The organism is Faecalibacterium intestinale, assembly GCF_040096575.1.
Taxonomy (GTDB): domain Bacteria; phylum Bacillota; class Clostridia; order Oscillospirales; family Ruminococcaceae; genus Faecalibacterium; species Faecalibacterium intestinale.
This window is the reverse complement of sequence record NZ_JBBMEN010000002.1, coordinates 130,405-153,820: the sequence shown is the minus strand read 5'-3', so window position 1 is coordinate 153,820 and position 23,416 is coordinate 130,405. Positions and strand designations below refer to the sequence as shown.

The 23,416-nt window shown below is 53.3% G+C and carries 40 protein-coding genes, 1 tRNA gene and 1 pseudogene; 39 read left to right on the top strand and 3 right to left on the bottom strand.

Annotated features, from left to right (window positions below):
- Positions 1 to 20: 20 nt before the first annotated feature.
- Together WMO20_RS02625 and rsmA are read left to right on the top strand one after the other, a co-directional pair.
- Positions 21 to 1,370: a S41 family peptidase gene (locus WMO20_RS02625; protein WP_349185751.1), complete on the top strand. Its 1,350-nt coding sequence runs from the start codon at positions 21 to 23 to the stop codon at positions 1,368 to 1,370.
- 78 nt (positions 1,371 to 1,448) lie between these two features.
- The gene (gene rsmA / locus WMO20_RS02620; RefSeq protein ID WP_117526494.1) at positions 1,449 to 2,300 is read left to right on the top strand and encodes a 16S rRNA (adenine(1518)-N(6)/adenine(1519)-N(6))-dimethyltransferase RsmA; all 852 of its coding nucleotides are present in this window, start codon (positions 1,449 to 1,451) and stop codon (positions 2,298 to 2,300) included.
- A 114-nt stretch (positions 2,301 to 2,414) separates the two neighbouring features.
- Here rsmA and WMO20_RS02615 read toward each other — a convergent pair whose 3' ends face one another.
- From WMO20_RS02615 to WMO20_RS02605, 3 genes are all read right to left on the bottom strand, one after another.
- Entirely contained in the window at positions 2,415 to 3,263 is an 849-nt protein-coding gene (locus WMO20_RS02615) for a sugar phosphate isomerase/epimerase family protein (protein WP_349185750.1), read from the bottom strand.
- 422 nt (positions 3,264 to 3,685) lie between these two features.
- Complete coding sequence (locus WMO20_RS02610; protein ID WP_349185749.1) at positions 3,686 to 4,765, bottom strand: tyrosine-type recombinase/integrase; 1,080 nt, start codon at positions 4,763 to 4,765, stop codon at positions 3,686 to 3,688.
- 130 nt (positions 4,766 to 4,895) lie between these two features.
- Positions 4,896 to 5,525 (bottom strand): helix-turn-helix domain-containing protein, encoded by a 630-nt coding sequence (locus WMO20_RS02605; protein ID WP_349185748.1) that lies wholly within the window; start codon positions 5,523 to 5,525, stop codon positions 4,896 to 4,898.
- Between the two features lie 143 nt (positions 5,526 to 5,668).
- Here WMO20_RS02605 and WMO20_RS02600 point away from each other — a divergent pair, with 143 nt between their 5' ends.
- From WMO20_RS02600 to WMO20_RS02420, 37 genes and pseudogenes are all read left to right on the top strand, one after another.
- On the top strand, positions 5,669 to 5,866 hold the full coding sequence (locus WMO20_RS02600) for a helix-turn-helix domain-containing protein (protein ID WP_349185747.1): 198 nt from the start codon (positions 5,669 to 5,671) through the stop codon (positions 5,864 to 5,866).
- A gap of 3 nt (positions 5,867 to 5,869) precedes the next feature.
- Positions 5,870 to 6,139 carry a hypothetical protein gene (locus WMO20_RS02595; protein WP_349185746.1) on the top strand — a complete coding sequence of 90 codons (270 nt, stop codon included), beginning with the start codon at positions 5,870 to 5,872 and terminating at the stop codon, positions 6,137 to 6,139.
- 2 nt (positions 6,140 to 6,141) lie between these two features.
- Positions 6,142 to 6,375, top strand: a complete 234-nt coding sequence (locus tag WMO20_RS02590; RefSeq protein ID WP_349185745.1) for a helix-turn-helix domain-containing protein — start codon at positions 6,142 to 6,144, stop codon at positions 6,373 to 6,375.
- Positions 6,376 to 6,452: 77 nt separating this feature from the next.
- The gene (locus WMO20_RS02585) at positions 6,453 to 7,493 is read left to right on the top strand and encodes a replication initiator protein A (protein ID WP_349185744.1); all 1,041 of its coding nucleotides are present in this window, start codon (positions 6,453 to 6,455) and stop codon (positions 7,491 to 7,493) included.
- The gene (locus WMO20_RS02580; RefSeq protein WP_349185743.1) at positions 7,486 to 7,680 is read left to right on the top strand and encodes a hypothetical protein; all 195 of its coding nucleotides are present in this window, start codon (positions 7,486 to 7,488) and stop codon (positions 7,678 to 7,680) included. Before WMO20_RS02585 ends, WMO20_RS02580 begins: the two co-directional genes overlap by 8 nt.
- Positions 7,677 to 8,222, top strand: coding sequence for a hypothetical protein (locus WMO20_RS02575; RefSeq protein ID WP_349185742.1), 546 nt, complete (start codon positions 7,677 to 7,679; stop codon positions 8,220 to 8,222). The genes WMO20_RS02580 and WMO20_RS02575 overlap by 4 nt, the downstream gene beginning before the upstream one ends.
- A 213-nt stretch (positions 8,223 to 8,435) precedes the next feature.
- Positions 8,436 to 8,750: a LexA family protein gene (locus WMO20_RS02570; protein ID WP_349185741.1), complete on the top strand. Its 315-nt coding sequence runs from the start codon at positions 8,436 to 8,438 to the stop codon at positions 8,748 to 8,750.
- Between the two features lie 15 nt (positions 8,751 to 8,765).
- Positions 8,766 to 9,080 (top strand): hypothetical protein, encoded by a 315-nt coding sequence (locus WMO20_RS02565; protein WP_349185740.1) that lies wholly within the window; start codon positions 8,766 to 8,768, stop codon positions 9,078 to 9,080.
- Positions 9,077 to 9,199: a hypothetical protein gene (locus WMO20_RS02560; protein WP_349185739.1), complete on the top strand. Its 123-nt coding sequence runs from the start codon at positions 9,077 to 9,079 to the stop codon at positions 9,197 to 9,199. Before WMO20_RS02565 ends, WMO20_RS02560 begins: the two co-directional genes overlap by 4 nt.
- Positions 9,200 to 9,289: 90 nt before the next feature.
- Positions 9,290 to 9,553, top strand: a complete 264-nt coding sequence (locus WMO20_RS02555; RefSeq protein ID WP_349185738.1) for a helix-turn-helix domain-containing protein — start codon at positions 9,290 to 9,292, stop codon at positions 9,551 to 9,553.
- Entirely contained in the window at positions 9,540 to 9,869 is a 330-nt protein-coding gene (locus WMO20_RS02550; protein WP_242887852.1) for a hypothetical protein, read from the top strand. The genes WMO20_RS02555 and WMO20_RS02550 overlap by 14 nt, the downstream gene beginning before the upstream one ends.
- Positions 9,850 to 11,046, top strand: a complete 1,197-nt coding sequence (locus WMO20_RS02545; protein WP_349185737.1) for a hypothetical protein — start codon at positions 9,850 to 9,852, stop codon at positions 11,044 to 11,046. Before WMO20_RS02550 ends, WMO20_RS02545 begins: the two co-directional genes overlap by 20 nt.
- A gap of 47 nt (positions 11,047 to 11,093) precedes the next feature.
- On the top strand, positions 11,094 to 11,285 hold the full coding sequence (locus WMO20_RS02540) for a hypothetical protein (RefSeq protein WP_156060113.1): 192 nt from the start codon (positions 11,094 to 11,096) through the stop codon (positions 11,283 to 11,285).
- Positions 11,286 to 11,571: 286 nt separating this feature from the next.
- Positions 11,572 to 11,907, top strand: coding sequence for a hypothetical protein (locus tag WMO20_RS02535; protein WP_349185736.1), 336 nt, complete (start codon positions 11,572 to 11,574; stop codon positions 11,905 to 11,907).
- Between the two features lie 510 nt (positions 11,908 to 12,417).
- A tRNA-OTHER gene (locus WMO20_RS02530) sits at positions 12,418 to 12,492 on the top strand.
- 156 nt (positions 12,493 to 12,648) lie between these two features.
- Positions 12,649 to 14,352: a DNA cytosine methyltransferase gene (locus WMO20_RS02525; protein WP_349185735.1), complete on the top strand. Its 1,704-nt coding sequence runs from the start codon at positions 12,649 to 12,651 to the stop codon at positions 14,350 to 14,352.
- Positions 14,353 to 14,532 (top strand): hypothetical protein, encoded by a 180-nt coding sequence (locus WMO20_RS02520; RefSeq protein ID WP_349185734.1) that lies wholly within the window; start codon positions 14,353 to 14,355, stop codon positions 14,530 to 14,532.
- A 12-nt stretch (positions 14,533 to 14,544) separates the two neighbouring features.
- Positions 14,545 to 14,745, top strand: coding sequence for a hypothetical protein (locus WMO20_RS02515; RefSeq protein ID WP_156060116.1), 201 nt, complete (start codon positions 14,545 to 14,547; stop codon positions 14,743 to 14,745).
- Positions 14,742 to 15,272: a 3D domain-containing protein gene (locus WMO20_RS02510; RefSeq protein ID WP_156060117.1), complete on the top strand. Its 531-nt coding sequence runs from the start codon at positions 14,742 to 14,744 to the stop codon at positions 15,270 to 15,272. The genes WMO20_RS02515 and WMO20_RS02510 overlap by 4 nt, the downstream gene beginning before the upstream one ends.
- Positions 15,273 to 15,275: 3 nt before the next feature.
- Positions 15,276 to 15,767, top strand: a complete 492-nt coding sequence (locus WMO20_RS02505) for a hypothetical protein (protein WP_349185733.1) — start codon at positions 15,276 to 15,278, stop codon at positions 15,765 to 15,767.
- Positions 15,768 to 15,772: 5 nt separating this feature from the next.
- Entirely contained in the window at positions 15,773 to 16,021 is a 249-nt protein-coding gene (locus tag WMO20_RS02500) for a hypothetical protein (protein ID WP_349185732.1), read from the top strand.
- A complete protein-coding gene (locus tag WMO20_RS02495) occupies positions 15,987 to 16,355 on the top strand; it encodes a hypothetical protein (RefSeq protein WP_349185731.1) in 369 nt (122 codons plus the stop codon). The genes WMO20_RS02500 and WMO20_RS02495 overlap by 35 nt, the downstream gene beginning before the upstream one ends.
- Positions 16,352 to 16,920, top strand: a pseudogene (locus tag WMO20_RS02490) (MT-A70 family methyltransferase). The gene WMO20_RS02495 and the pseudogene WMO20_RS02490 overlap by 4 nt, the downstream one beginning before the upstream one ends.
- A complete protein-coding gene (locus tag WMO20_RS02485) occupies positions 16,910 to 17,629 on the top strand; it encodes a hypothetical protein (RefSeq protein WP_349185730.1) in 720 nt (239 codons plus the stop codon). The pseudogene WMO20_RS02490 and the gene WMO20_RS02485 overlap by 11 nt, the downstream one beginning before the upstream one ends.
- Positions 17,616 to 18,023: a hypothetical protein gene (locus tag WMO20_RS02480; protein ID WP_349185729.1), complete on the top strand. Its 408-nt coding sequence runs from the start codon at positions 17,616 to 17,618 to the stop codon at positions 18,021 to 18,023. The genes WMO20_RS02485 and WMO20_RS02480 overlap by 14 nt, the downstream gene beginning before the upstream one ends.
- Positions 18,024 to 18,106: 83 nt before the next feature.
- Entirely contained in the window at positions 18,107 to 19,018 is a 912-nt protein-coding gene (locus WMO20_RS02475) for a prohibitin family protein (RefSeq protein WP_120020053.1), read from the top strand.
- Positions 19,019 to 19,128: 110 nt separating this feature from the next.
- On the top strand, positions 19,129 to 19,338 hold the full coding sequence (locus WMO20_RS02470) for a hypothetical protein (protein ID WP_120020054.1): 210 nt from the start codon (positions 19,129 to 19,131) through the stop codon (positions 19,336 to 19,338).
- On the top strand, positions 19,335 to 19,517 hold the full coding sequence (locus WMO20_RS02465; RefSeq protein ID WP_207684026.1) for a hypothetical protein: 183 nt from the start codon (positions 19,335 to 19,337) through the stop codon (positions 19,515 to 19,517). The genes WMO20_RS02470 and WMO20_RS02465 overlap by 4 nt, the downstream gene beginning before the upstream one ends.
- 26 nt (positions 19,518 to 19,543) lie before the next feature.
- Positions 19,544 to 20,170: a hypothetical protein gene (locus WMO20_RS02460; RefSeq protein WP_349185728.1), complete on the top strand. Its 627-nt coding sequence runs from the start codon at positions 19,544 to 19,546 to the stop codon at positions 20,168 to 20,170.
- Entirely contained in the window at positions 20,157 to 20,402 is a 246-nt protein-coding gene (locus WMO20_RS02455) for a hypothetical protein (RefSeq protein WP_156060124.1), read from the top strand. The genes WMO20_RS02460 and WMO20_RS02455 overlap by 14 nt, the downstream gene beginning before the upstream one ends.
- Positions 20,399 to 20,746, top strand: a complete 348-nt coding sequence (locus WMO20_RS02450) for a hypothetical protein (protein ID WP_349185727.1) — start codon at positions 20,399 to 20,401, stop codon at positions 20,744 to 20,746. The genes WMO20_RS02455 and WMO20_RS02450 overlap by 4 nt, the downstream gene beginning before the upstream one ends.
- A 14-nt stretch (positions 20,747 to 20,760) precedes the next feature.
- Positions 20,761 to 21,114, top strand: coding sequence for a hypothetical protein (locus WMO20_RS02445; RefSeq protein WP_349185726.1), 354 nt, complete (start codon positions 20,761 to 20,763; stop codon positions 21,112 to 21,114).
- A complete protein-coding gene (locus WMO20_RS02440; protein ID WP_349185725.1) occupies positions 21,102 to 21,473 on the top strand; it encodes a hypothetical protein in 372 nt (123 codons plus the stop codon). Before WMO20_RS02445 ends, WMO20_RS02440 begins: the two co-directional genes overlap by 13 nt.
- Entirely contained in the window at positions 21,473 to 21,898 is a 426-nt protein-coding gene (locus WMO20_RS02435) for a hypothetical protein (protein ID WP_156060128.1), read from the top strand. The genes WMO20_RS02440 and WMO20_RS02435 overlap by 1 nt, the downstream gene beginning before the upstream one ends.
- A complete protein-coding gene (locus WMO20_RS02430; RefSeq protein WP_349185724.1) occupies positions 21,810 to 22,292 on the top strand; it encodes a hypothetical protein in 483 nt (160 codons plus the stop codon). The genes WMO20_RS02435 and WMO20_RS02430 overlap by 89 nt, the downstream gene beginning before the upstream one ends.
- Before the next feature lie 200 nt (positions 22,293 to 22,492).
- Positions 22,493 to 22,882 (top strand): hypothetical protein, encoded by a 390-nt coding sequence (locus WMO20_RS02425; RefSeq protein ID WP_349185723.1) that lies wholly within the window; start codon positions 22,493 to 22,495, stop codon positions 22,880 to 22,882.
- Positions 22,883 to 23,014: 132 nt separating this feature from the next.
- Positions 23,015 to 23,152 carry a hypothetical protein gene (locus tag WMO20_RS02420; protein ID WP_242887902.1) on the top strand — a complete coding sequence of 46 codons (138 nt, stop codon included), beginning with the start codon at positions 23,015 to 23,017 and terminating at the stop codon, positions 23,150 to 23,152.
- Positions 23,153 to 23,416: the final 264 nt, after the last annotated feature.

Below are 23,416 nucleotides of genomic sequence, written 5' to 3'. Positions count from 1 at the left end.
CTGACCGGGAGGAACGAACCATGAACCGTAAAATTTCTTTGGGTATGGCAGTCACCATCGTGATCCTTGCCATGACCGTGACCTTTTCCATCACGATGCTCATCGCCATGCGTCTGTTCGACAGCACGGTCAACAGCGTAAAAGAAAAGGAAAGTATGTACAACAAGATCGCTGAGGTGGACCGCTATGTCCGCAGCAACGATTACTACACCATCGATGAGACGATGCTGTACGACCGTCTGACCGCCGGTTATCTGCTGGGCACGGGCGACAAGTACGCCCGCTACTACACCGCCAACGCCTACACCGAGCTGATGAACATCCAGAGCGGCAAAATCCTGGGCATTGGCGTGGAGCTTGGCATCGACCAGACCGGCTACGCCAAGGTGACCCGCGTCTACGACGGCTCTCCCGCGCAGGAAGCAGGCATCGCCGTGGGTGACTACATCACCACCGTAGGCGATACCGATGTCAAGAGCCTGTCCAGTGCAGATGCCGTGTACAAAGCCCTGCAGGGCGAGGCCGGTACGACCGTTACTGTGACATGGCTGAACAGTGCTGCCGCCAGCAAAACGGCTGAGCTGACCCATTCCGGCTACACCAGCACCACCGTGGACTACCAGCTGCTGGACAATGTGGGCTACATCCGCATCCGTCAGTTTGATGGCACTACGCCCAGCGAGCTGGACTACGCCCTGCGCACCCTGACCGCAAACGGCGCAGCCAGTCTGGTATTCGACCTGCGGGATAACGGCGGCGGCATTCTGGAAGATGCAGTCAGCTGCATCGACCTGATCGCCCCGGAGGGCACGGTGGCCTACGCCGAGGATAAAAACGGCAACCGCACCGTCATCGGCAGCAGCGATGCCGAAAGCTCCGTCAGCCTGCCCATGGTCTGCCTTGTAAACGGCAACACTGCCAGCGCAGCCGAGTTGTTCGCAGCCACCCTGCGCACCATGAACGGTGCCCGTCTGGTGGGCACCACCACCATGGGCAAGGGCACCATCCAGAGCAGTCCGCAGCGCCTGTCGGACGGCAGCGCCGTGGTCATCACAGTGGCAAAGCTGGTCTGCGGCGACGGCAGCTGCTTTGACGGCACCGGCCTGACCGTGGATGTGGAGCGCGCCCTGAGCGCAGAGGAAGCTACGAACTTCTACGACTACACGCCCCAGACCGACCCGCAGGTGCAGCGCGCTGTCAGCGCTGCCCAGCAGCTGAGCGGCACTACCACGCTGGCAGGCGCAAGCTCTGCCGCCGCAGCGGACAGTGCCGCAGCTTCTGCCGCAGCAGAGGATACCGCCCCTGCAGAGACTGCGGAAGGCGAGACTGCTGAGTCTGAGCCGGAAACAGCTGCAAGCGCAGCGGAGTGAGCCCGCAGATCTGAACCATAACACCAAAAAGGCTGCTGCGTTCTGCAACAGCCTTTTTCTGAGAAAGGAATTGACCCTATGCCGGAACTGACCGACCTTTCTGTGATCCGTGCCCTGTGCGAAAAATACGATTTTGCACTTTCCAAGGGCTTTGGGCAGAACTTTATCATCAACCCGGGCATTCCCACCAAGATCGTGGATGCCAGCGGGGTAGACAAGCGCTACGGTGTCATTGAGATCGGCCCCGGCATCGGTGTGCTGACCAAGGAGCTGGCTAAGCGTGCCGCCAAGGTAGTGTCCATCGAGGTGGACGAGCGTCTGCCGCCCCTGCTGGCCGAGACCATGGCCGGGGTGGACAATTTCAAACTGGTGCTGCAGGACGTGTTGAAGGTGGACCTGAAAGCCCTTATCGCCGAGGAGTTCCCGGGGATGCCGGTGGCGGTGTGCGCAAACCTGCCCTACTACATCACCAGCCCCATCGTGATGAAGCTGCTGGGCGACCGCCTGCCCATCGAGAGCCTGACCGTCATGGTGCAGAAGGAAGCCGCCGACCGTCTGGCTGCTGTGCCCGGCACCCGCGCTTCCAGCGCCATCAGCTGCGCAGTGAACTACTACGCCACCTCCAAGCTGATGTTCACCGCCGCACCGGGCAGCTTTTACCCCGCCCCCAAGGTGACCAGCGCTGTGGTGCGCATGGACATCCGTCCCACCCCCGCTGTGCAGGTGGAGGACGAGGTGGGCTACTTTGCGCTGGTGCGCGCCGCCTTTGGGCAGCGCCGCAAGACCGCTGCCAACGCCATTGCAGGCGGGCTGAACCTGCCCAAGGAGAAGGTCATTGCCGCCATCGAATCCGCAGGCTTTGATGCCCGCATCCGCCCGGAAGCCCTGACGCTGGAAGACTTTGCCAAGATCCAGCAGGCGCTGGGCTGAGCACTATATTATAGCTATAAGTCGGGAAAATCTACGATTTTCCCGACTTATTTTTTTAGACAGCAAAAAGGGTCGGAGGAACGCTTGCAAGCGGTCTTCCGACCCGAAATAAATTTAGCACTCGTCGTACTGCTTTTGCAGATACTGCAGGCACTGAACGGCGTTTTCCGGGGTGGTGTTCTCCAAGGTGGCGAACACATAGGGCTTTTGCTCCTTGGCGAACCGCAGAATGGTGCGGTAGTCGCCCATGCCGCCCTGTCCGGCACCGGTGGCAGCCAGCTGCCCGCCGGCATCCTGCCGCAAGAAGTCCTTGAAGTGGATCATGGCCACGTCCTTGCCCAGCAGCTCGATGGCTTCGGCAAACACTTCCTCTCGTTGGTCCACGTTTTCTATGTTCAAAAGATTCACCGGGTCGAGCAGGATCTGCAGATTGGGGCTGCCGATCTCGTCCAGCACGGTGCGGGCGCGGCGGGCGTCATACACGATGTGCTTGACCACCGGCTCAATGGCAATGGTCACGCCGTACTGCTCGGCGCAGCGCACCACCGGCTTGAAGTTCTTGATAAAAGCGGCAAGGGCGGCATCGCTGCGGCACTCCGGGCAGAACTTGTACTCCGCGTTGGGTGCACCGGTCTCGGTGCCCACCATGCCGCAGCCCAGCAGGCTGGCAAAGCGGATGTGTGCGTAGTACTTTTCCTGAATGGCGTGCAGGGCATCCGCATCCGGGTGCGCCAGATTCAGGTAGTTGCCCAGCACCGCAATGTCCAGCTCGTTTTTGGCAAACAGGCGGCGCAGATAAGCCGCGTAGCCGGGGGTGAGGGCAGAGGGGGTGTTGGGCACCTCCTTCAGGGACTTGCTCAGCGCCAGATGCACGCAGGAAAAGCCCTTCTGGTGCACCAGCGGCAGCACCTGCTCAATGGGCAGCTTTTCCGCGTCGTGCAGACGCAGACCGAATTGGATCATGCTTGGTTCCTCCTTTGGTATGGGGTTGTTTTTACCATTATACACCAAAAATGTCCGCGGGGGAACACCCCAAGCCCCATTTAGCGCTGCCGTTCGCCGCCCCGGGCGAATGCAAGTAACACAGAAGTGTGTTGTGCAGAGGGTAAAGTGCTGATTTGTTAGCTTGTTTGTTAGATTATGGTGAGATTTTGGATATTTTTAGATATTTTAAGATGTGCCATAGCAAAAAGAAAACCGCCCGAAACTCTAAGGATCCAAGCGGTTTTCTTTGGAGCTGGTGACAGGAGTTGAACATATAAGTGAAAGCATTTCCACAAAAATATGGCATTTTAGCACAGAAATATGGCATAAAACCGTCATTCTGGTTTGTTTATGTAAATCACGTTTGCAAGGCTGCAAATAAAAGTGTGTTAAAAAGTGTGTTATTTTTCAGAGGTCAAAATCCGGTCAAAAGCTGCATTTACATCCTCTGCCGCAGCTGCTGCATCACCGTTCAGGGCGTGGGAGTAAACACCGAATGTGTCCATGGTCTGGCTGTGTCCCACCAACGTTTTTACTTCACCGGCGGGCAGCGTTTTCACCACGCTGACAAAGCTGTGCCGCAGTTCATATACAGAGATGGGGGGAATACTGTTTGATTTACAATACACTTGCCAGCGCTTGTAATAGTACGCTTCACTGACCAGATCAAACACGCTTTCTTGCGTGCCTGTTATTTGCCGCTGCTGTTCCAGCACGGCGCGGGCACGGTCTGACAGGGCAAAAGCCCGCACAGCATTCTGATTCTTGCCCTGCGTCTGTTCTCCCAGAACATTCACAGCGCGGGAGATATACACCATATCGCCCCGGATATCTGCCCAGCGCAGCCCCAGCAGCTCCCCCGGACGCAAACCGGTAAGCAGCTGAAAGCGGTAGGCGTGGATATAATCATCATGCACCCGCTTGCCCCTGTAAAGCGTTGTGTCAACGTTTAGCAGGGTAAGCAGGGCAGAGGGCTGCAGCACGGTCTTGCCCTTTGGACGCGCCCCGGCGGGCACCCGCAGCCCCTCGGGGTTGAAGGTGGTAAGCTTGCGCGCCCGGCAGTATTTGCAGAATGCCCGCATATCAGCGCAGAGGGATTGCAGCGTTTTCTTGCTCAGGCCGTCCGCAAACGCTTTGTTGACCACGTTTTGTAAGTCCTGTTCCGTCAAGCTGGTGATCCGCTTTCTTCCCACGGCGGGCAGTATCCGCGTGCGCCAGCGGCTTTCTACGTTCCTACAGTTGCCGGTGCCGGTGGTCTGTTCCAGTGCGGCGTACCAGTCTTTATACAGTTCCTCTATTCTGCTGCCCCGGGGATCTGTGCCAGTGTCAAGCCATTGATCTGCCTTTGCATTGGCTTCCCGCTGCCCAGTGCGCCCGGGTGTGCTGCTGTAAAACTGTTTGCGTACCCCGTCCTTTTGCACGGCTATGCGCCAACGCTGGTATTTTTCTTCCCAGACAGCTGTATTTGTCCGTTTACCCATCTGGCTGCACCTTCCTTCTTTTGTGCATTTTGTCCCCGGCGGCGCTCTGATCGTGGGGTGCTGCATCGCACATAACCGGCAAAATGCCGAAATTTAGCGCTCACAGTTCACGCTGTGGGCGTTTTTCTTTTTATTCCAGGTCGTCTTCGTCCCCAGTGCCCGCGCTCTGGGTGCTGTCCCCGGCGGCGTGTTTTTGATATTTCGGTATTTGGGATAGTTCTTCAATTCTGGCAACTGCAACACGCTGACCAACTTCGTTCAGCGTGTCCATCAAATCAATTACTTGCCGATGATGTTCAGGAAGATCATCAACTTCAGTTGCAAGGTGAATATCTGTCGCAAGCCATGCAAGCTTGTCAGAAGCATTTTTTAATGTTTCTTCTGGAAGTGCATACTTCTTTGAGATATCCGGCGCAAGATCAAAAATCCATTTTTTGATTAGCTGATTATCAATTTTGCTATCTGGATTGTTATAGCGTTCAAATTTTATATTACGTCTTATACGAGAAACTATTTCTCGTTCTGCAAAAAAAATCCGTTCGTCAATTGATTTCTCGGAATAAGAATCACCAGAAATGAAGTCGCTGGTAGACATCCCCAGAGCGCTGGCTATTTTGGTTATGGTCTTAATTTTAGGAACAATTCTGCCAGATTCATATTTTCTAATTGCAGAATCAGCCATTTCGCACTTTTCAGCAAGTTGCTTTTGGGTCAAACCTGCATCAATCCGTGCTTTTTTTAGCATTTCGCCTATTGTCATAAAATCACCCCCTTTTACTATACCAGTCTATGCGCAAAAAGTCCAGACCAAAAAGAATCTGTTCTCGCAGTTGACAGACCAATACATATCTGCTATAATTCAAGACACAGACCATTTTGGGTCTACTGATGGAGGTGATAACCATGAAAATTTCTAAAAGCAAGTTAAGCATTGCCCTTGCACGCAAGCAGTGGAACCAGCGCGACCTGCGTGACAACGCTGTTGTGTCCAGTCAGACAACCCTGAACATCAACAAGGGCAAACCTGTCATGCCCGCTACCGCTGGCCGCATTGCCGCCGCTCTGGGTGTGGATGTGACCGAGATCATCGAGGAGGAGTAAAACATGATTCATTTGATTGGCAGCTATTATATGACCGCAGGCAAGAGCGCTTACACCGTGGGAGAGGTAGAGGAGAGCCGCACCAAGCGTGTTTTCAAGCCCGGTGCAAGATATTACCCTACCCTTGCCCGTGCTGTGGCAGAAACCGCAGAAATCGCACTGCGCGACAAAATCGCAGCTGGCGAGATCACCACGCTGCATGACGCTGTGGAAGCGTTCCGCTGCATGAAGGATGAAATCATTGCCAGCATTGGTGACCAGAAGGAGGATTGACCATGTACAGACCATTCAAAAAACTGCGCTTGCGCATGGTTGAACTGGATTATAACCAGAAAGACCTTGCAAGGGCAGCGGGCATTGTGCCCAGCACGTTCAGCCTGCGGATCAGGGGAAAGCAGCCCTTCAACAGCGCCCAGATCGCCGCAATTGCCCGCGTGCTGAACATCCCCACAAGCGAGATCGGCGCTTACTTCTTTGAAGAACCTGGCAGAAAAATGAAAGTAGGGTGATGGCTTGAACGAAGCAGAAAAGACAGGCCCCGGCGGCGCTGAATCGGAAAGGTGCGTGATGACATATTACTGACTATATGACCAGTGACACCAGTGTGCCGCAGTATATCCCTTTTCCTCGTTTCCTGCTTGATATGAAGCTGAGCCATACGGCCAAATTGATTTATTCTGTTCTGCTTTATCGGGCGAATCTATCAAAGATAAACGGATGGATTGACGAGCAAGGCCGGGTGTACATCACTTACCCCGTTACTGAAATTGCGGAAAATCTTCATAAAGGCGTTTCGGTCATAAAAGAAGGTCTTAGCGCACTGGATCGTGCTGGACTGACTGAGCGCAAGCGTAATTTTTCCGCACCAGATACGATTTATGTGAAGCTTCCAACAGAAGGTCTAAAAACAGACCCACAGACAGCCGGGAAACCGGCTATCAGTGAGCCGGAAAACCGACCCACAGAAGGTCTAAAAACAGACCCACAGACAGCCGGGAAACCAACCCACACAGAGCCGGAAAACCAACCCACAGACAGCCGGGAAACCGGCTATCAGACAGCCGGAAAACCGGCCACTAATAAAAAGAATAAGATAAAAGATAGAGTAATAGATAGAGATAATACGCAGCCTGCGGCTGCTGTGTCGCGCACCCCTCTTGATATTTTTCGGGAGTTTGCCCAAGAACAGGCACCCGGAAACAGGGAACTGCTGGAAAGCCTGCAGGACTTTGACAAGAACCGTCAGGACATTGCCAGAGCGAACAAGAAAAGGCGTTGGACGGAATCAGCTGCAAAGGGTATTTGCAAAAAGCTGGTGCAGCTGACCAATGAAGCCGGGGTAAAAGATCGCACCGGGTATATGTGCGCTTGCCTTGACAGCAGTGTTGCCGTAGGATGGTTATCCGTCTACCCTTATGAGCACTTTACAGATCACAACCCCATTATTCCTGATCCGGTTGCAAGCCGTGAACGGCTGCATAGAAGTCTGGTGCGGAAAAGCGAACCGGACAAGCCCCGTAAGATCACCAAGGAAACAAACCTGTCGGACTTGATCAACTGTGTAGGGATCCCGTTACCAGCGTGCAGCACCCCGGCGGCACAGAAAGAAGGTGGTAAACATGAGTAAGCAATACAATACCTGCCCCTATTGCGGCGCAAACCTTGACCCCGGCGAAAGGTGCGACTGCCCGCGTGCATCCCCCGGCGGGCACCAGTACGGAAACCAGACAGGCGCGAGGGTATACCAGAACCTGCCCGGCCTGCCGGAGATCGTATTTAGCCGCAGCAAGCAGCAGAAGGAGAAAACAGAATGAAGTGGAACCCATTTTATGCAGATGACCCCAAATTGAACAAGGTAAGGCCTGAACCGGGCACCAGCGTGCTGGTTACCTGTCTGGATAAGCGCGGCGCGCGCAAAGTGGTACAGGCGCATTGCTCAGACGATGCAGCACAACCGTTTTCCACAAGAAGCCCGGTGATAGCGTGGGCACCCATGCCGGAACCGTATAGCGGCGCTGCCGCACCTGCGCAAGGGCATTTATTCCGGGAAGCGAAAGCCGCAATTCTGAACGCAGTAAGGACAGCCCCGGCGGGGTATGTCGAAAACGGGAAGCTAAGACGGCACGTTATGCAGACGGTAGGTTGCAGCGAGGGTACATACCTGCGCGCTTCCCGCGAACTTACCCGCACCGGCCAGATCGTAAAGAAACAGGTCTTACTAAGACCGTATACCAGCGGATGGATCACATACTTGCCCGGAAACAGGAATTCAGCTCTTTTTCATCTTGAATTGAGCTGTCCCGAAATCGCCGATATCAAAATTGACTACCCGTCCCAGCTGAAAGACCAGCACTGACCGCATAAAGAAAGCCGCTCACACTGTTGGCGCAGCGTGGGCGGCAAACGGGCGGTAAAGTTTAGCCGACAATACCGCCCTCATTATATCAAAAATGGAGGATTTTTCAATGACTATGTATCATTTTCAGTGCCTTGCCCCGTTTTTCGTGTGGTGCCTGATCGGCATTGTTGGCTGCTGGTACAGCGGCAACCTGTAAGGGAGGTGGGCAAGATGGAGCAGCACCAGAGCGCACAGGACGAAGCACCGCACAGTGATTTTCTCATGCTGGTACAAGATGACAGCATGAAGAATGCCGGTATAAGAGCCGGTGACAGAGTGGAGATTGCAGCCTGTGACCATGTGGAACCCGGCAAGATCGCCCTTGTAAAGGTCGGGGAAGAGTATTTATTGCGTGTCTTGTGGGCAGATGGGCAAATCCTTGCGCCCGCAAACCCGGCATACATGGCCGAACTATTCACCCGTGACGAGCTGGCAGGCGTGCAGATCATTGGGCGCGCTGTTGCAGTCCGGCACACGCTGAAATGAAGAAAGGAACAAAACATGAAACGTAACGAATTAAGAAACCTTGGCTTGACCCCTGAACAGATCGATGCAGTCATGACCATGAACGGCAACGATGTGAACCGCGAGAAGGCAAAGAGCGCCGCCCAGACCGGGAACGAGGTGCAGCGCCTGCGTGAATCGTGTGTAACGTTGCTTGATCTGCTGGAAAGCCCGGAAGCTGTGCGGGGGGTTCTGCGGTGCGTTTCCCGCCTGTATAGCGAACAGGAACGCAGAAAAGCCAGAAAAGAATACCCCGGCGGGGTGCTCAAAACCACCACTCCCCAGAATGACCCCCGGGGGATGCTGGAATGAAAGTAACCATATCTTTCACCCCGGAAGAACGGGATCAGGCGTGGAAGGTGCGCGAGGTTCTTTTGCAGCTGCTTGGCCGCTGTCGCACGCACACAAGCCAGATCGGCGAACGCTGCTGAATAGTTAAAATAAACTCGAAAGAAATCGACACGGTTTCTTCCGGGTTTATTTTTTGCGCATTTTTAGGAAACAAGGGGGCTGAGAGAGCTTTGGGCGGCAGACATTTGACGATTGAGGATCGTCGGAAGCTGGAAAAATATTACCTCGATAGGATCAGCGTGGAGAGTATCGCGGAAACTCTGAGGGTTCACCGCTCCACCATTTATAACGAACTTCGCCGCGGTGACACCGGGCGGGTGGACAAGAACGGGAACTGCGAGTACAGCGCAGAGCTGGCACAGAAAAGAATCTGCGATGCCCGCCGCAGCATCCATCATAAGAAGCAGGAGGACACCGCAAATGCCGATGTTTAAGACCTGCACGGCCTGTAAGGAAACATTCATTGCGGAGTCACCGTTCATCAAACTGTGTCCGATCTGCAATGCAAAGAGCCAGACCACCCCGGCGGAACGTGCGCAGCGCAAAACTCGCATTACCCCGGATCGGCTGATGCTGGATGTTCGACAGGCGGATGCAGCGGGTAAATCCTATGGCCGGTGGCGGTACGAAGAAACCGAACGCCGCCGAAAAGAGGAAGAAGAGGAACGTCGCAAGTTTGAGGAACGCCAGAAACGGCGTGAACAGATGAAAGCAGCAAAGGAGAACGAACATGGCGAAAGTGAAACTTGACTACATGAGCCTGAGCATGAGGGCAGAGGGAAGCGACGACATGGTGCGGGAGCTGTCCGGCAGATTCCTTGACATGGCGGACAAGTATGCCGCACCCGGATTTTACTTCCCGGCTCTTCCTCCCTCCGTTTTCGAGGACTGTTGCCGTGACCCGGAAGAACTGAACACGGGAGATATGAAGCCGCTGACCACGCCGAAAGAAGTTGCACCCGGCGCAGACTGGGACGTGGTGGCAATCTATGACGATGCGGGCATTCCGTCCATCATGCACCGATTCCGCCGCATGAGCAATAAAGAGTTGTTCGGTGGCAGCGACAAGCCGCACCCGGCGTTCATCATCGGCGGCGAGGTATACGACGAAATCTATATTTCCGTGTACCCCAATGTGATGATTAACGGAAAGCCGTACAGCCTGCCGTTTCAGAAACCGGCGGGAAACATCACGCTGGACGACTTCTCCAAAGCCTGTTTCAGCAAGGGCGAGGGCTGGCATCCAATGACGGCAGCAGAGTGGGGCTTCCTTGCAAACCTTAGTCTGAAACTGGGGACTCTGCCGCACGGGAACACCGACTACGGCGCATGGCATGGCGACCATAAGGAGCACGGCCAGAAAGCACCGAACAGCAATCGGACGCTCACCGGAACTGGCCCGGAAACGTGGACGCACGATCACACCAAAACCGGTGTCCACGATCTGTGCGGCAATATCTGGGAAGTGCTGGCCGGTCTGCGGATTAAAAACGGTGTGCTGATGGTGGCCGCGAATAACGATGCAGCACTCCCCGAAACCGACCTGACCCAGTGCGGCGACGACTGGAAGCTGCTGACGGACGATAAGGGCGCACCAGTGTATGTTTCCGCATCCGGCAGCGAGATCGTGTTTACCACTGACAACGATGAAGCGGGCGGCGTGGGCAGCTCTGAGTGGGGCAAGGTCAAGACGGAATGCAAGAGCGAAATGCTCAAAGAGTATGCGCTGTTCGCCGGGGAGGAAGAAGCCTACTGCTACATTGATGCAACTGAGGGCGAATACATTCCGTTCCGCGGCGGCTACTGGGACGGTGGCGTGAGTGCCGGTGTGTTCAACTTGGGCCTCGACCTTCCGCGCTCTAATTCGTGGGCGTACGGCGGGGGCCGTTCCGCTTTCTTCAAGAAGAAGCAGAAAGCTGAACGCTGAAAAGCTGATGGGCTGCGCGGTAGCGCAGCCAAAAGCCGGGAGAGAAAATGCTGATCTATTTTGTAGAGTGCTTTATCATGGGGTTTGCGTTGGGCCTATCGTGGGCTTCGTTCGCCACTCCGGTTTACCTGATCTGCTGTTTTGCAGGGTGGGTATTTGATTGGAAAATTCCAACGGCATTGTGGCTCGTTGCGTTTGCTGTTCAGAACTGGGACAACGCAAAGAGCTGGTTCAAATAAAAACGGTCTGGGCGTACCGAGACACGCCTGCCACATGACCGGGCACTTAGGGAGCGCACCGGTCAGCCGGTTTCCGCAAGACCGGCATCTTACCTACCGGAGATGAAAAGAACACGGTAGGGCTACCCGCACGGGTAGGAGCGGAAGCATCACGCTGTACGACACCGCTCCTTTATATGGCGCAGCCAGTGCAGGCAGGGATTTTCTCATGGCCCCGCCGCCCAGTGCTGACTCTGGGATGCGCCGCCACTTCCGAATATTCATCAAGCAAAGAAAGGACAAAGTTATGAACGACATGGAAAAGTGCTTTTACGAACCGGCTGAATTGTCGGTGGTGGACGAGGGAAAAGGACGCTCGCTGGTAAGGGAAAAGGGGAGTCCGTACAAGCTGGGTTTCCTTGTGGCACAAGCCGCTGACGGCATTTTCAAAAGCCTTGGTGATGCGGACGCAGTAGACGCGATGGAGAGGGTAATCGTAAGCACCATTCGCGTTATGGCGATGCAGCGTAAGGCGGAGTTCAAGAAAGGCACGGACGCATTCGATATGAGCGGCGGTTTCAATGCCGTTCGGGACGAGGGTGCGCTGAAAGAAATCCTCAAGTCTATTTTTGGAAAGCAGTAAAGAAGATAAAGATACATAACAGAAGCCCCACCATAAAGGAAGTTCGCAAGAGCGAACAGTGCCGACACACGTTCAGAATCACGGTCGCGAAGTGTGCGCCGTGTGATGGGTACAACCTGAACTGTGAGCATTACGAGAAAACCAACAAGGGTGCTGCTGATACAAAACATCTTTCGAGGTAAAAAAGCCGCCCTGCGCCGCGTCAGCGGGGCGGCTTTTATATGTGGTGCGGGGCGGTTGGATGCGCGACCGACCACCGCAAGCGGGGCCGAACCCCGTCCGCACCTGCTTTACTTGAAATCATGGAAGCCGGACTGCACCGGCAGGCGCGAAGCGTCAAGCCATACCTGCATGACAACGACGGAGGTTGAAAGGTATGCCCGCTGCATGAGCGAAGAAATGCCTTGTCCGATCCACCCAAGCCAAAGGTGGTAGGTCTGGTTTGGTAGATCAGACCGCCCCGCCGCCCTGTCTTTCTTAGAGTTCAGCAGGGCGGCGGGTGTCTATTATGCGGATGCGCAATGGAGAAGAACGGCTCCCCTGTTACTCTGAGCCGAAAGGTCGGTTCGATCCCGACCGTCCGCACAAGAAAGAATGGAGAACATCAATGGAAATCGAATGTTTGACACCGGAATTTCCGCAAGGAGCAAGGGTATATAGTTCGGATGGTATTGCTCCAACTCTCCTGAACAGCGCGTCGGCCATGCGGTCGCAGTCGATTTTGATTCGGGGGGGGGTAGCATGAAAGCTCACAGCGAAAAATCAATGTGTCTGGCCGGAAATTTTGTCGATAGAAACACCAACCAAAACGGGAGCGGCGTAAAAGAAGATACGTCTTTTACGCTGAATACAGTAGACCGCCACGCAGTCGCTTATAGAGAGCTACAATATGACAGTTACATAGAGGATGATGTGAGCGGAACGCTTAAAAAATCAGGTGGAGCGTTGGGAGGGGGTTCAGAAACGGTGGTTTGCGAAGAAAGAGAACAGCCGGACTGGATCGTCCGTCGATTGATTCCACTGGAATGCAGTCGATTGCAAGGGTTCCCGGATGGATGGGCGGAAATTGAATCGCTGAAAAATCCGAAAGAGTTTAACTTCTGGCGGGAAGTCTATGCCAGAAGTTGCGAAATCAAAAAGACAAAACCGAAACAGACCATCCTTCGCGCGGACGGCGCAAAGAGCGATGAAGCGTTGATGCGGTGGCACGATGGGCTGCACAGTTTGGCGGCAGAATATGCGATGTGGGGAAATGGAATGGCGTTGCCGAATGCCATTTTCTTTGTCCAGAACGCATTCCGCGAGCTTGGAAAGCCACCGCATGAGGTGAAGCTGGGAAGCCTGTTTGACGGAAGCGGAACAATGCCGCTGTGCGCCGCCATGTGCGGCGGTCATCCGGTCTGGGCGAGTGAAGTAGAACCTTACCCGATTGCGGTGACAAGAACCCATCTGCCGAACATGAAGCATTTGGGCAGTGTAACGGAAATAAAAGGGTCGAAAATCGAGCCGGTGGATATTATCACGTTCGGTTCACCCTGTCAGGACTTGAGCATTGCAGGGAAACGCGCCGGTTTGAAGGGAGAAAGGTCCGGTCTGTTCAGAGAAGCAATACGGATCATCCGGGAAATGCTGGCAGCAACTAACGGAAGATACCCGCGCTTTGTGATCTGGGAAAACGTGCCGGGCGCACTTTCATCGAACGGAGGTGAAGATTTTGAAGTTGTCCTCAATGAACTGCTCGGTCTTAGAGAGTTTACCGGAGGTGGAGCAGCTAAGTTTATTCGGCAGCACGGAAAGTGGAGGAACTTCGCAAATTACGGAGCTGTTGCCTATCGAATCGTCAACGCGCAATTTTGGGGAGTACCCCAGCGCAGGCGAAGAATATATGCTATCTGCGATACTTGTGGAGAATCCGCCGGAGTGGTCGTTTTTGAGCGAAAAGGCACTCAATGGAATTTTGACCCGTGCATACCGCAGGGGGGGGAAGTTGCAGGACTTACTGCTGACTGCTATTCATGGCATGATCGAATGGTGGCATCAAAACCCAGCGCGGGGGGGGCAGCAGCATACACCATGAAAATCCGTGGAGGATGTGAGGGCGGCGGAAAGGGCGCACTTGTGCAAGAAGAACTTTCCGCAACGCTGGCAACCCATCAAGACCAAACGCTTTTTGAAAGCCACGGGTGCTTCCCAATAAACACAATGCTTGCGACGCGGTACAAAGCCCTTGGTCGAGGAACGGGGCTTGGTATCGGCAACGATGGCGACCCGCAGTATACGATAACAAAAGGACACGAACACGCAGTAGCGTATAGCGTTGGCGATGTACCGGACACGGCCTTTGCAAATGCCGGGGATACGGTAGCAAGAACGCTGACCGCTCGTGCAGACGGAAGTCCGATGATTGACCGAGGCCCGAACATTGTAACACAGAAAGGAAAGTAGATGCAGAGGTACAAGGTGGTTGTCGTCTGCTGCACCGCTGACGAAACGGATGTACACACGATTCGCGTCAACGGCTGGGGTGAGAGCGAAGCAGAGTACAACGCCAGCCGCAAAATCCAAAAGTTCCACCGCCACGAGTATGAAAAGATTACCGTGACAAGGATAGAAAAAATCAAATAGGAGGTTGAGAACGTGCTGTACGTTGATGCAATCAGGGTTCTGGAAAAGGTGGCACGGGCGAGGTTTGATCTTGCGTCGATGCCGAAGAAAGAGGAAATCGAAGAAGCAATTCCGATCGTGGCAGGCATGGCAACGGTTCAGGCTTGCCCGAAGTATGCGCTTCATGCCGCGCTGTGGTGGCTGGCGATCAAATCCAAAGAGGTGGAACAGTGACGAGAAGAGATAAAGCGATTCTGGCTCTGGTCTGCGCCGCTGAAATCATCAACTGCGCAAAGGCTGGTGCGCTAAAAAGCCGGATCGCTGACCTTGAAACGCAGCGGGACATTTATGCAAGCCGGGCGCAGCACTGGATCGACCGGGCAGTAGAGGACGAAGAGGTTATAGATTCTATGCAGCTTCGCCTTGATGCTCTGGCCGATGGGAAAGTTGAGCTGGAAGATGCAGGAGTGTTTTTCTGCACGGCTTACTGCACAGAGCAATACCCGCATATCTGCGGAGAGGGTCACGGAATCACAGCCAGCGGCCAGCCGATACAGGCGGGCGTAACCGTGGCGGCGGATCAGACGATCTTTCCGTATGGCACGGTTTTGTACATTGAGGGGGTAGGAATCCGCATTGTGCAGGACAAGGGCGCGGGAGTGCAGGGAACGCACATTGATGTTGCAGTTGATACCCATGAGAACGCACTGGCGTGGAGCGGGTACGGTGAGCATCAGGTGTGGATTTTGAAAGGAGAATGAATCATGCCGAACTGGGTAGAGGGAAAACTGAAAATCCGCGGAAAGCCGGAAGACATTAAGCGGTGGGTGGAGGAATGTCTGCATTGCTACACTACGAACTGGCTGGGCGACGGCGCACACACGGAGCTTGTAAAGGGTGCTGTCAGATTTGAGCGCGACCCCGACAGCGAAGAAATGTACCTGTATGTAGACAAGAGTGCTCATATCGAGGGGACGAGAAGAAACTTCGTAGAAAAAGGCGAGTATGTGGACTTATGCGAAGAGGGCAAGAAGTCGATCCTCGTTGTGAACATGAAAGCTGCATGGAATATCGAAGAGCAGCCCTATATTGAAATGTCCAAAAAGTACAACTTGGATTTTAGAGTGTATGACTACGAAATGGGCATGGAGTTCAACAAGGAAATCGAGATCGTAGAGGGCGAAATTGCAACATATCGACTGATTCAATTTAAGGACTACAAATGGGAATGCCCCGACCCGAAACTTGGAGGGTGAGCGGAATGACAAAAGAAGAAACTATTGCAGCAACAATGGAAAGGGCATATCGTGCGGGCGTGATCGGGCGAGCCGAAATGTTCAAGATCAAGATTATGCTCATTGCGCACAACGCCTACAAGTTTCAGGGCTGTGCGCAGATTTACCGCAATTACTTGCCGCAGCACATCGCAATCCATGTTCGGAAGCAGTACCTTGCTGAACTGAACAGAAAAAGAAATGGTGGACGAAATGCGCAGGGCGATAGCCATTGATTTTGATGGGTGCATTTGTCAGAGCAAATACCCGGAGATCGGGGAACCAAACTGGCACGTTATCGAGGAAGCCAAGAAAGAACAAGCGGCGGGTGCTGGTCTGATCCTGTGGACTTGCAGGGCGGGCAAGGAACTGGACGCGGCTATTGCAGCCTGCAAAGAGTGGGGTCTGAACTTTGATGCCGTGAACCAGAGCTTGCCGGAGTGGATCGAAGCGTGGGGCAGCGATTCCAGAAAAGTTGGCGCAGATGAATACTGGGACGACAAAGCGGTGATCGCGGACACGACCTGCATCCTGCGGAGTGCCACCTGCTACCAGAGGAAAAACAAATGAATTTGCCAGATAAAAAATACGCCGTGATCTATGCTGATCCTCCGTGGTCATATCGCCAGTGTGGAACCGGCCCAAAGAGCCGGGGCAATGCCGCGCAGCATTATAACACCATGACGACGGATGATATATGCGCCCTGCCGGTTAAAAACCTTGCGGGGGGGGGTCGGTGTGCTTCATGTGGGCGACATTCCCACAGATAGCCGACGCCCTGCGCGTCATGGAAGCATGGGGCTTCAAGTATAAGACCTGTGCCTTTGTGTGGATCAAGAAGAACCGGAAGAGCAACACAAACTTTTGGGGCATGGGAGCGTATACACGAGCGAACGCCGAGATTTGCCTGCTGGGAGTAACACCCGGATTCAAACCGGCGGCGCAGATCAAGAACCATGCAGTACATCAAGTTATAGAGTCCCCAGTAGAGGAACACAGCAAGAAGCCAGAAGAAACAAGACGGCGGATTGTAGAACTGCTGGGCGACGTGCCGAGGATAGAACTTTTTGCCCGCCAGCGGTCGCCCGGATGGGACGTATGGGGCAATGAAATAGGTGAACAAGATGAAAAGTGAAAAAGCAATTATGCCGATGCGCTGCGTCAACGCAAACCCCGGAAAGTATGTCAGCATCATTACGAACTTTGGCTGTCATTACACCTGCCCGGAGTGCATCGTAAGAAACAATGGGCTGAAAATGAGCGAAACAGACAATTTCAGCACACAGGAACCGCTCAACAAGGTGCTCTGCAAGGAAAGGCCGGAGTGGGTTTCGGTGTCTGGTGGTGGCGATCCGCTGTTCCATTGGAAAGATCATTGGTCATTCTACGAGGGTCTTTTCCACACGGCAGAGCGGCGAAACGTCAAGTTGGAAATGCACACGAGCTATCTCCCGGATAGCCCGGAAGTGCAAGACTTCCCGCTTAATTGGTTTGAACGGGTGGTGTACCACGTCCATAAATTCGACGATCTGCTCCACGTTAAAAGAAAGTTCGGCGAGATAGTCCGCGTGGTATTTGTCGTTGACGACAATATGACCGAACAGGATGTGCTTTTCATCGCCGGTTATGTGGCGGGCAGCAAAGAGATTGACGAACTTTCTTTCCGCCAGCGGGTAGATGAAAACTACAAGGAAACCTACCACCTCCACGATTTGCTGACGGAGTATCACAAGAAGCTCTGGTGGTACATTACCCAGTGCGATTATAACCTCTACTTCCATAATGGAAAGGTGTACACGAAGTATACCGATATTTTCACGGAGGGCAGCAATGGACTGGGATGATATTCAGAGAGAGTTCGACCGAGTAAATGAAATGTCGTGTAAGCCGGTCGGCTTGCAGAAGTACAAGGTTGGGCATATCTTCGACGAGAATATGTCGGTCAAATGGAACCGAGAGAAGTTGGAAGAAGAAAACAAGAAATACAACGATGAAGTAGCCCGACTGAACACAGAAAAGAACAAGGGCTTTTGCAGAGCAAACGATCTGGTATACCAAAAAATACGGGAAGAAGTAGGGCATGGGCTGTCCGAACACGCCGCGGCAGTGATATTCAACTATGCCTATGAAAGCAAACACGCATACGGCTTTTACGCTGTACGGCAAGAGCTGGAAAGCCTAATCGAACTTGTGTCGGAAATACTGAAAGAGAAGAAACAGATTCGGAGGAACAAGTGATCAAGTGGAAACCGAACCTCCCACGGTCAGATCCCACCGCAGCTTTCGCCCGTACATAAGCACATGAGCGAAAGCGAGGAAATATGATCTTTTTCATCATCGGAGTGCTGGCCGCGTTGGTTGCGCTGGCCGTTCTGCTCCTGTCCGAAGAGGGCAAGGCCGCAGCATTTATTCCCGGCGTGGTCGCCGTTATCATGATCGGTGTGTCCTGCGTGTCCTACGTCCCCACAGGCTACACCGGCATTGTGACCACGTTCGGCAAAGTCGAAGATGGCACAAAGGACGCTGGTGTTGTGTTCAAGTCACCGTGGCAGTCTATCGTCAAGATGGATAATCGTGTTCAGGAAATGAACATGGATTTATCGGCGTTCAGTTCTGACATTCAGGAAGTCGCCACGAGCGTTGCCGTTGGCTACCGGATCAACCAGCAGAATGCCATGACGATTTACAAGTCGGTCGGCAAGAAGTACGAGGACACTCTGATTACTCCCCGTGTGCAGGAAACGGTCAAGGCCGTGGTCGCCCACTACGATGCAAGCAGTCTTATCTCGAACCGGGATGCCGTTGCATCACAGATGGACACGAAGCTGCGGGAAGTACTGGCAGAGTACAACATTGACTTGCAGTATATCAGCGTCACAAACTTCGACTTCACCGATACCTTTACGGATGCCGTTGAAGCCAAAGTAAAGGCCCAGCAGGAAAAGGAAAAGGCGGAAACCGATGCGGAAAAACGCCGCGTCGAAGCGCAGGCAACGGCGGACGCTGATTTGATCGCGGCCAATGCCGAAGCGGAGAAATCCAAGGTTGCGGCGGACGCGGAGCTGTACGTTGCCGAAAAGAAAGCGGAAGCAAACCGCGCCCTCAATGACAGCCTGAATAGCAATTTGCTGGAATACTACCGGATCACAAACGTCGATTCCCTCTGGAATGGCGAACTGCCTACATACGTTGGCGGTGACGGCAGTATTCCCATCATCAACGGGATCAACTGATTTTCTCCTACCGGAGCCGCCCGGCGCGGCGGCTCCATTCTGTGAGCATGGGGACAGGCCCCTACCGGTTCAAGCCCGGAAATGCCCGAAACTAACAGGAGGAAAGGACAATGCCGAAATACTTAGTCATGCTGCGGTGCAGCAGAGCAAGAAGCAACGCAAACCGCCATAGGCAGGAAACACCGGCCTATCTGCCGTACCGCATAGAAGCACCGAAAGCACTTGACGCAGCGGACAAGGCAAAAGAAGAAGCGGCCCTGTACTACCCGCAGTACCAGAAAATCCAAGTGGACAGTGTAACGGAGGTGCGGGACTTGTGAACAGGTACTACATCAGCGTTGCCGGTTGGAATGGTGCTGGCGTGACTGCGCCGTGCATCATCATCGGTCGAGAATTTGAAGCAGAAACGGAACGCACAGCCGGTGAAGCAGCGGAGAAATCCGCAGATGAACAGTTCCCCGAATATGCGCCGTTTGCAGTTATCAGAAAGGTGGTTTGAATATGAAACTTTCGGGAGTTACAAAGATGGTGAAACGACAGCTTGTGTGCAACGTCTTTCACAATATCAAGAGCGACGACTTTTATATTGGAACAGCATCGGCTATCTACTGTGCGACAGGCTTCCCGCTCCCGCTGAACCGCAGCCAAATGGGTGCGCTGCTGGGAATCAGCGAAGATACCATGATCGAAAAGGTGGTCTACAACGATTTTGATTGCGCATACAAAAGCGATCTTGAGGGGTTCAATCTGGACGATAACGTCAAGAACGAAGTAGAAGTAAAGAAAATGGCCGTCGGCATCTACTACATGGGAGAAACGCTTATCCCGCTGGCGACGGAAGATAAAAAGATGGCTGGCCTTATCTGCTGGTCGCAGCTTGCGCCGGTTGAAGATGAGATCAAGAACAATGGCTTCATTCGATTCTACCAAAGAAAGCTCGGCAACGGAAGAACGTACTTTGTGGTAAAAAACGGTATGAGAGTACGAGCAGCCGTAACGTCATACTCGCTGAACGAGTATGCGGAAGCAACGCTGCAAGAGCTGGTAGCTATGCTGGCAGAAACGCATACTGGCGAACAGGAAGAGCATGAACAGACATTCGATAACCTGACGGATGAAGCGGAGGACGAAGCAGACGATGAAAAGGCTTGACGCTATGTACAAGTGCCGCCTGTGCGGAAAAGAGTATGTGGAGTGCTCCACCGGCGGAGAGAAAGGAAACCAGCAGTTTGTAATGGGCATAATGTATCGGGCTGTCAGCCAGAAAAAGCCAGAAGAGGTAATGGAACCGACGCTCTACGAATGTCATTTCTGCGGTGGTGGAAATTATGGCGTTGCTGATTTTCTGGGGTTCAAATTAAACGACAAGGAGGACACAGAATGAGAGGTAGACCAGAATTTTACGTCAGAGTTATGTGTCCGCCGTATACCGCCGAAGATGCTGAATTTTTGGCCGAGAGAAATAAAGTTCTTGAAGAAGCCGTGAACAGAATAGCGGCTGAAAATTTTGAATTACGGGAGGATAACCGGAATCTCAAAGAGAGTTACAGGTATTTGAGCACGACTAGAATCGAGGAAAAAAAGGAGCTAAAGGAGCAAAGCGAAAAGTCGATTCTGTACAGAACGACCGTTGGCGTTACGCAATGGGTGATTTACTGGCTGAACGCTGCTGTAAAGGCGGGAAACTGGTTGATCGGTAACTTGCTGGACGACATAGACTGTTTCTGAACGGAGGAAGAAAAATGCAAGATAAATACATCAACGCAACGAAGCTGATCGAACGGCTAAAATGCGAGAAAAGAAGAGAAGTCGCGGAAGCGGCGAGCAATCCGTTTTCAACCGGTCACGCGCCGGAAATCAGAATATCGCAAATCTATGACGGCGTTGTGTCTGTTCTGGAAAAGGAACCGGCAGCAAATGTGGTTCCGCGCCCTGCTCCAAAGTGGCCGATATGCCAGAATTGCGGTAGGCCAATGGTCTATTGTGGAGAAGAAAACACGGACGGAATTGTCTGGAAGCGGTATTCGTGCAAGGACTGCTATAACCAGTTTTGTGCAAGAAGGGTGATGGCAGGAGAAGAAACATGGCCGAAATGATAAGTAAGCAGCATTTATTGGAGCAGATCGACACGACGGGAAAAGGCTGCGAATATGAAGGCAAGGAATTTCTCGCATATCAAGAAGCAATGCTGGCCGTAGTAGAGTTGATCGAGAAAGAACCGGCGGTCGAGAAAGAATATGATGTGATGTTCAGCGGGACAGAACACATAGATTCACCGGGACCAGCACCGGCAGTTGGTTATAGAATCGCGGCGAAAAGCTGGGAAGAAGCTGTGCAAAAAGGTAAATTTTATGCAGAAATGCAGCACCCGGCATTTATTCCGTTTGCGTTTGCAGGGCCGGTAATTGAAGTGCCAAAAGAAGAACTTGAAAATTTGGAAACGGAGAAAAAATAATGGACGCAGTAAGAAAAGATGTTCGTCGTCTGGTAAACAAGGAGCTGGAAGCAGCAAACAAACGCTTCCCCCAGTTTGCCAGCCCGCACGAGGGACAGAATGTTGTCCGGGAAGAGCTGGAAGAAGCGGAACGGGCGATTGTGCCGCTGAAACTTTACATCGAAACCCGGATGTGGAACATGGTCAAGGCAAACCAGACTGTGCCGAAAGACGATTTCAAAGCCATTCGGGAAGCCGCAGTAAATCTGGCTGTCGAAGCAATTCAGGTGGCAGCAATGGCGAAGAAGTTTGAACACGGCCAGCGGAACAACTGGCCCGGCGCAAGGGAGGATAGTCATGGAGAAGAAAAAAACCGTGCCGGAAGTGGAAACAGTGACAATCACCATGAGCCGACCGGTGGCGGAAGCGGTAAAGACCGCCTGTGAGTGGTATCTGAGGTTGCACATGGGCCAGTTCTGGGATATGGCCGACGACCTCTGCATGGAAAAATTTTATTCCGATCTGGAAAACAATGTGTATGAGACGAACGAGCAGCGGGAGAATGCTTTTGACGTTGCCCTGCATCGGCGGGATACCATGCGGGAGGAAATGGAAAAGCTGTATAACCGTTGCGTTCTCCCTGCTCCAATTTCGGATGTGATGAAAATTCCGTACAGAGCGGAAATTGTATGGCTGGTCATTCGACACGCGCTGTCGTGGCACGACAACCCGGACGGTGTTGCAGGGTGCGTCAGCTATTATGCGCCGTTGAACCGCAGCGACCAGCCGCAGCCGAAAATCGAGCTGAAACTGAAAGGCAAAGGTGAAGATCATGGGTAGTGTCTTACAGGTAATCGGCATAATGCCGCTGAAAAAGAACGTCCCGCACCCGCGGACGGCAGATTGGAAACTGAAAACCTGCCCGGAGTGTGGCCGGGAGTGCTGGTATCCGACCAACAACGCGAAGCTGGTTTTGCGGGTCAACCCGGATATGAAGTTTGTTTGCTCGGAATGTGCGCTGAAAGCTGGGAGGAATTGAGATGGAACAGTTTACCAACACGGAAGAGCTGCTTCGGAGAATCCGGGAGAACGTGCCTGAAATTTTGGGCGGCGAAAGTAACCCGGATATGGAAGATGAAGTGGAACAGATCATGTGCGTGGTCGAGAGCGCACCGAGGGTCGCCCCGGAGGGGGTGCGCCCGGTGGCGCACATCGCATGGAGAAAACGGCCCAAGCAGTTTGTCGTATATGATCCTGTTCCGACAAACGAGTGTTTGTACGATGGAAAGCCGGTTTATACACAGCGGGTTTTGAAACTCGAAGAATACACAGTGCCGTTTTGCTCTAACTGCGATCACCGTTTGGACGATTGCGCCGGGAGTTTTTGTCCAGTGTGCGGTTCAATTATAGAAGAAAGGCGCAGAACATGAAAAAAGAATGTTGCACCTGTGCATGGCATGACGGCTATACATGGGTGTGCTTCAACGGAAATTCTGAGTACCGGGCGGACTTCACTGACCCGGAAAATACCTGCCCTGCATGGGAAGAAAGGAAAGAGCAAAATGAAAAAACTTGAACCGGCGGAAATCCGCAGACTGGCCGCAATCGCCCTCTGGTGGCTGTGTGTTGGCATTGTGCTGTCAAACCTGCTGTCGGTGCTGCTGCAAAACCTGACAGAGTGGATCATGTCGCTTGTCTGAGCGGCCCGCCAAAGCCCCTATCTATATTATATAGGAAACCCGTCGTTAAATTGCCGCCCTGACGAGGCGGCAAGGGGCTTGTATACCGTAGATAAACTAAGGGACACACAGAGAGAAGAGCGCGGAGAGATGCGCTTACCTCCGGCGGGGAAAGGGAGTGCAGAGGGAAAACGAGGGCGGCGTTACAGCAGCCTACCGGGATAGAGAGCAAAGGGAACGCGGCCCGGTGTTTCCCCTCTGCATCGTTCCCCCTCTCGTGTTTGT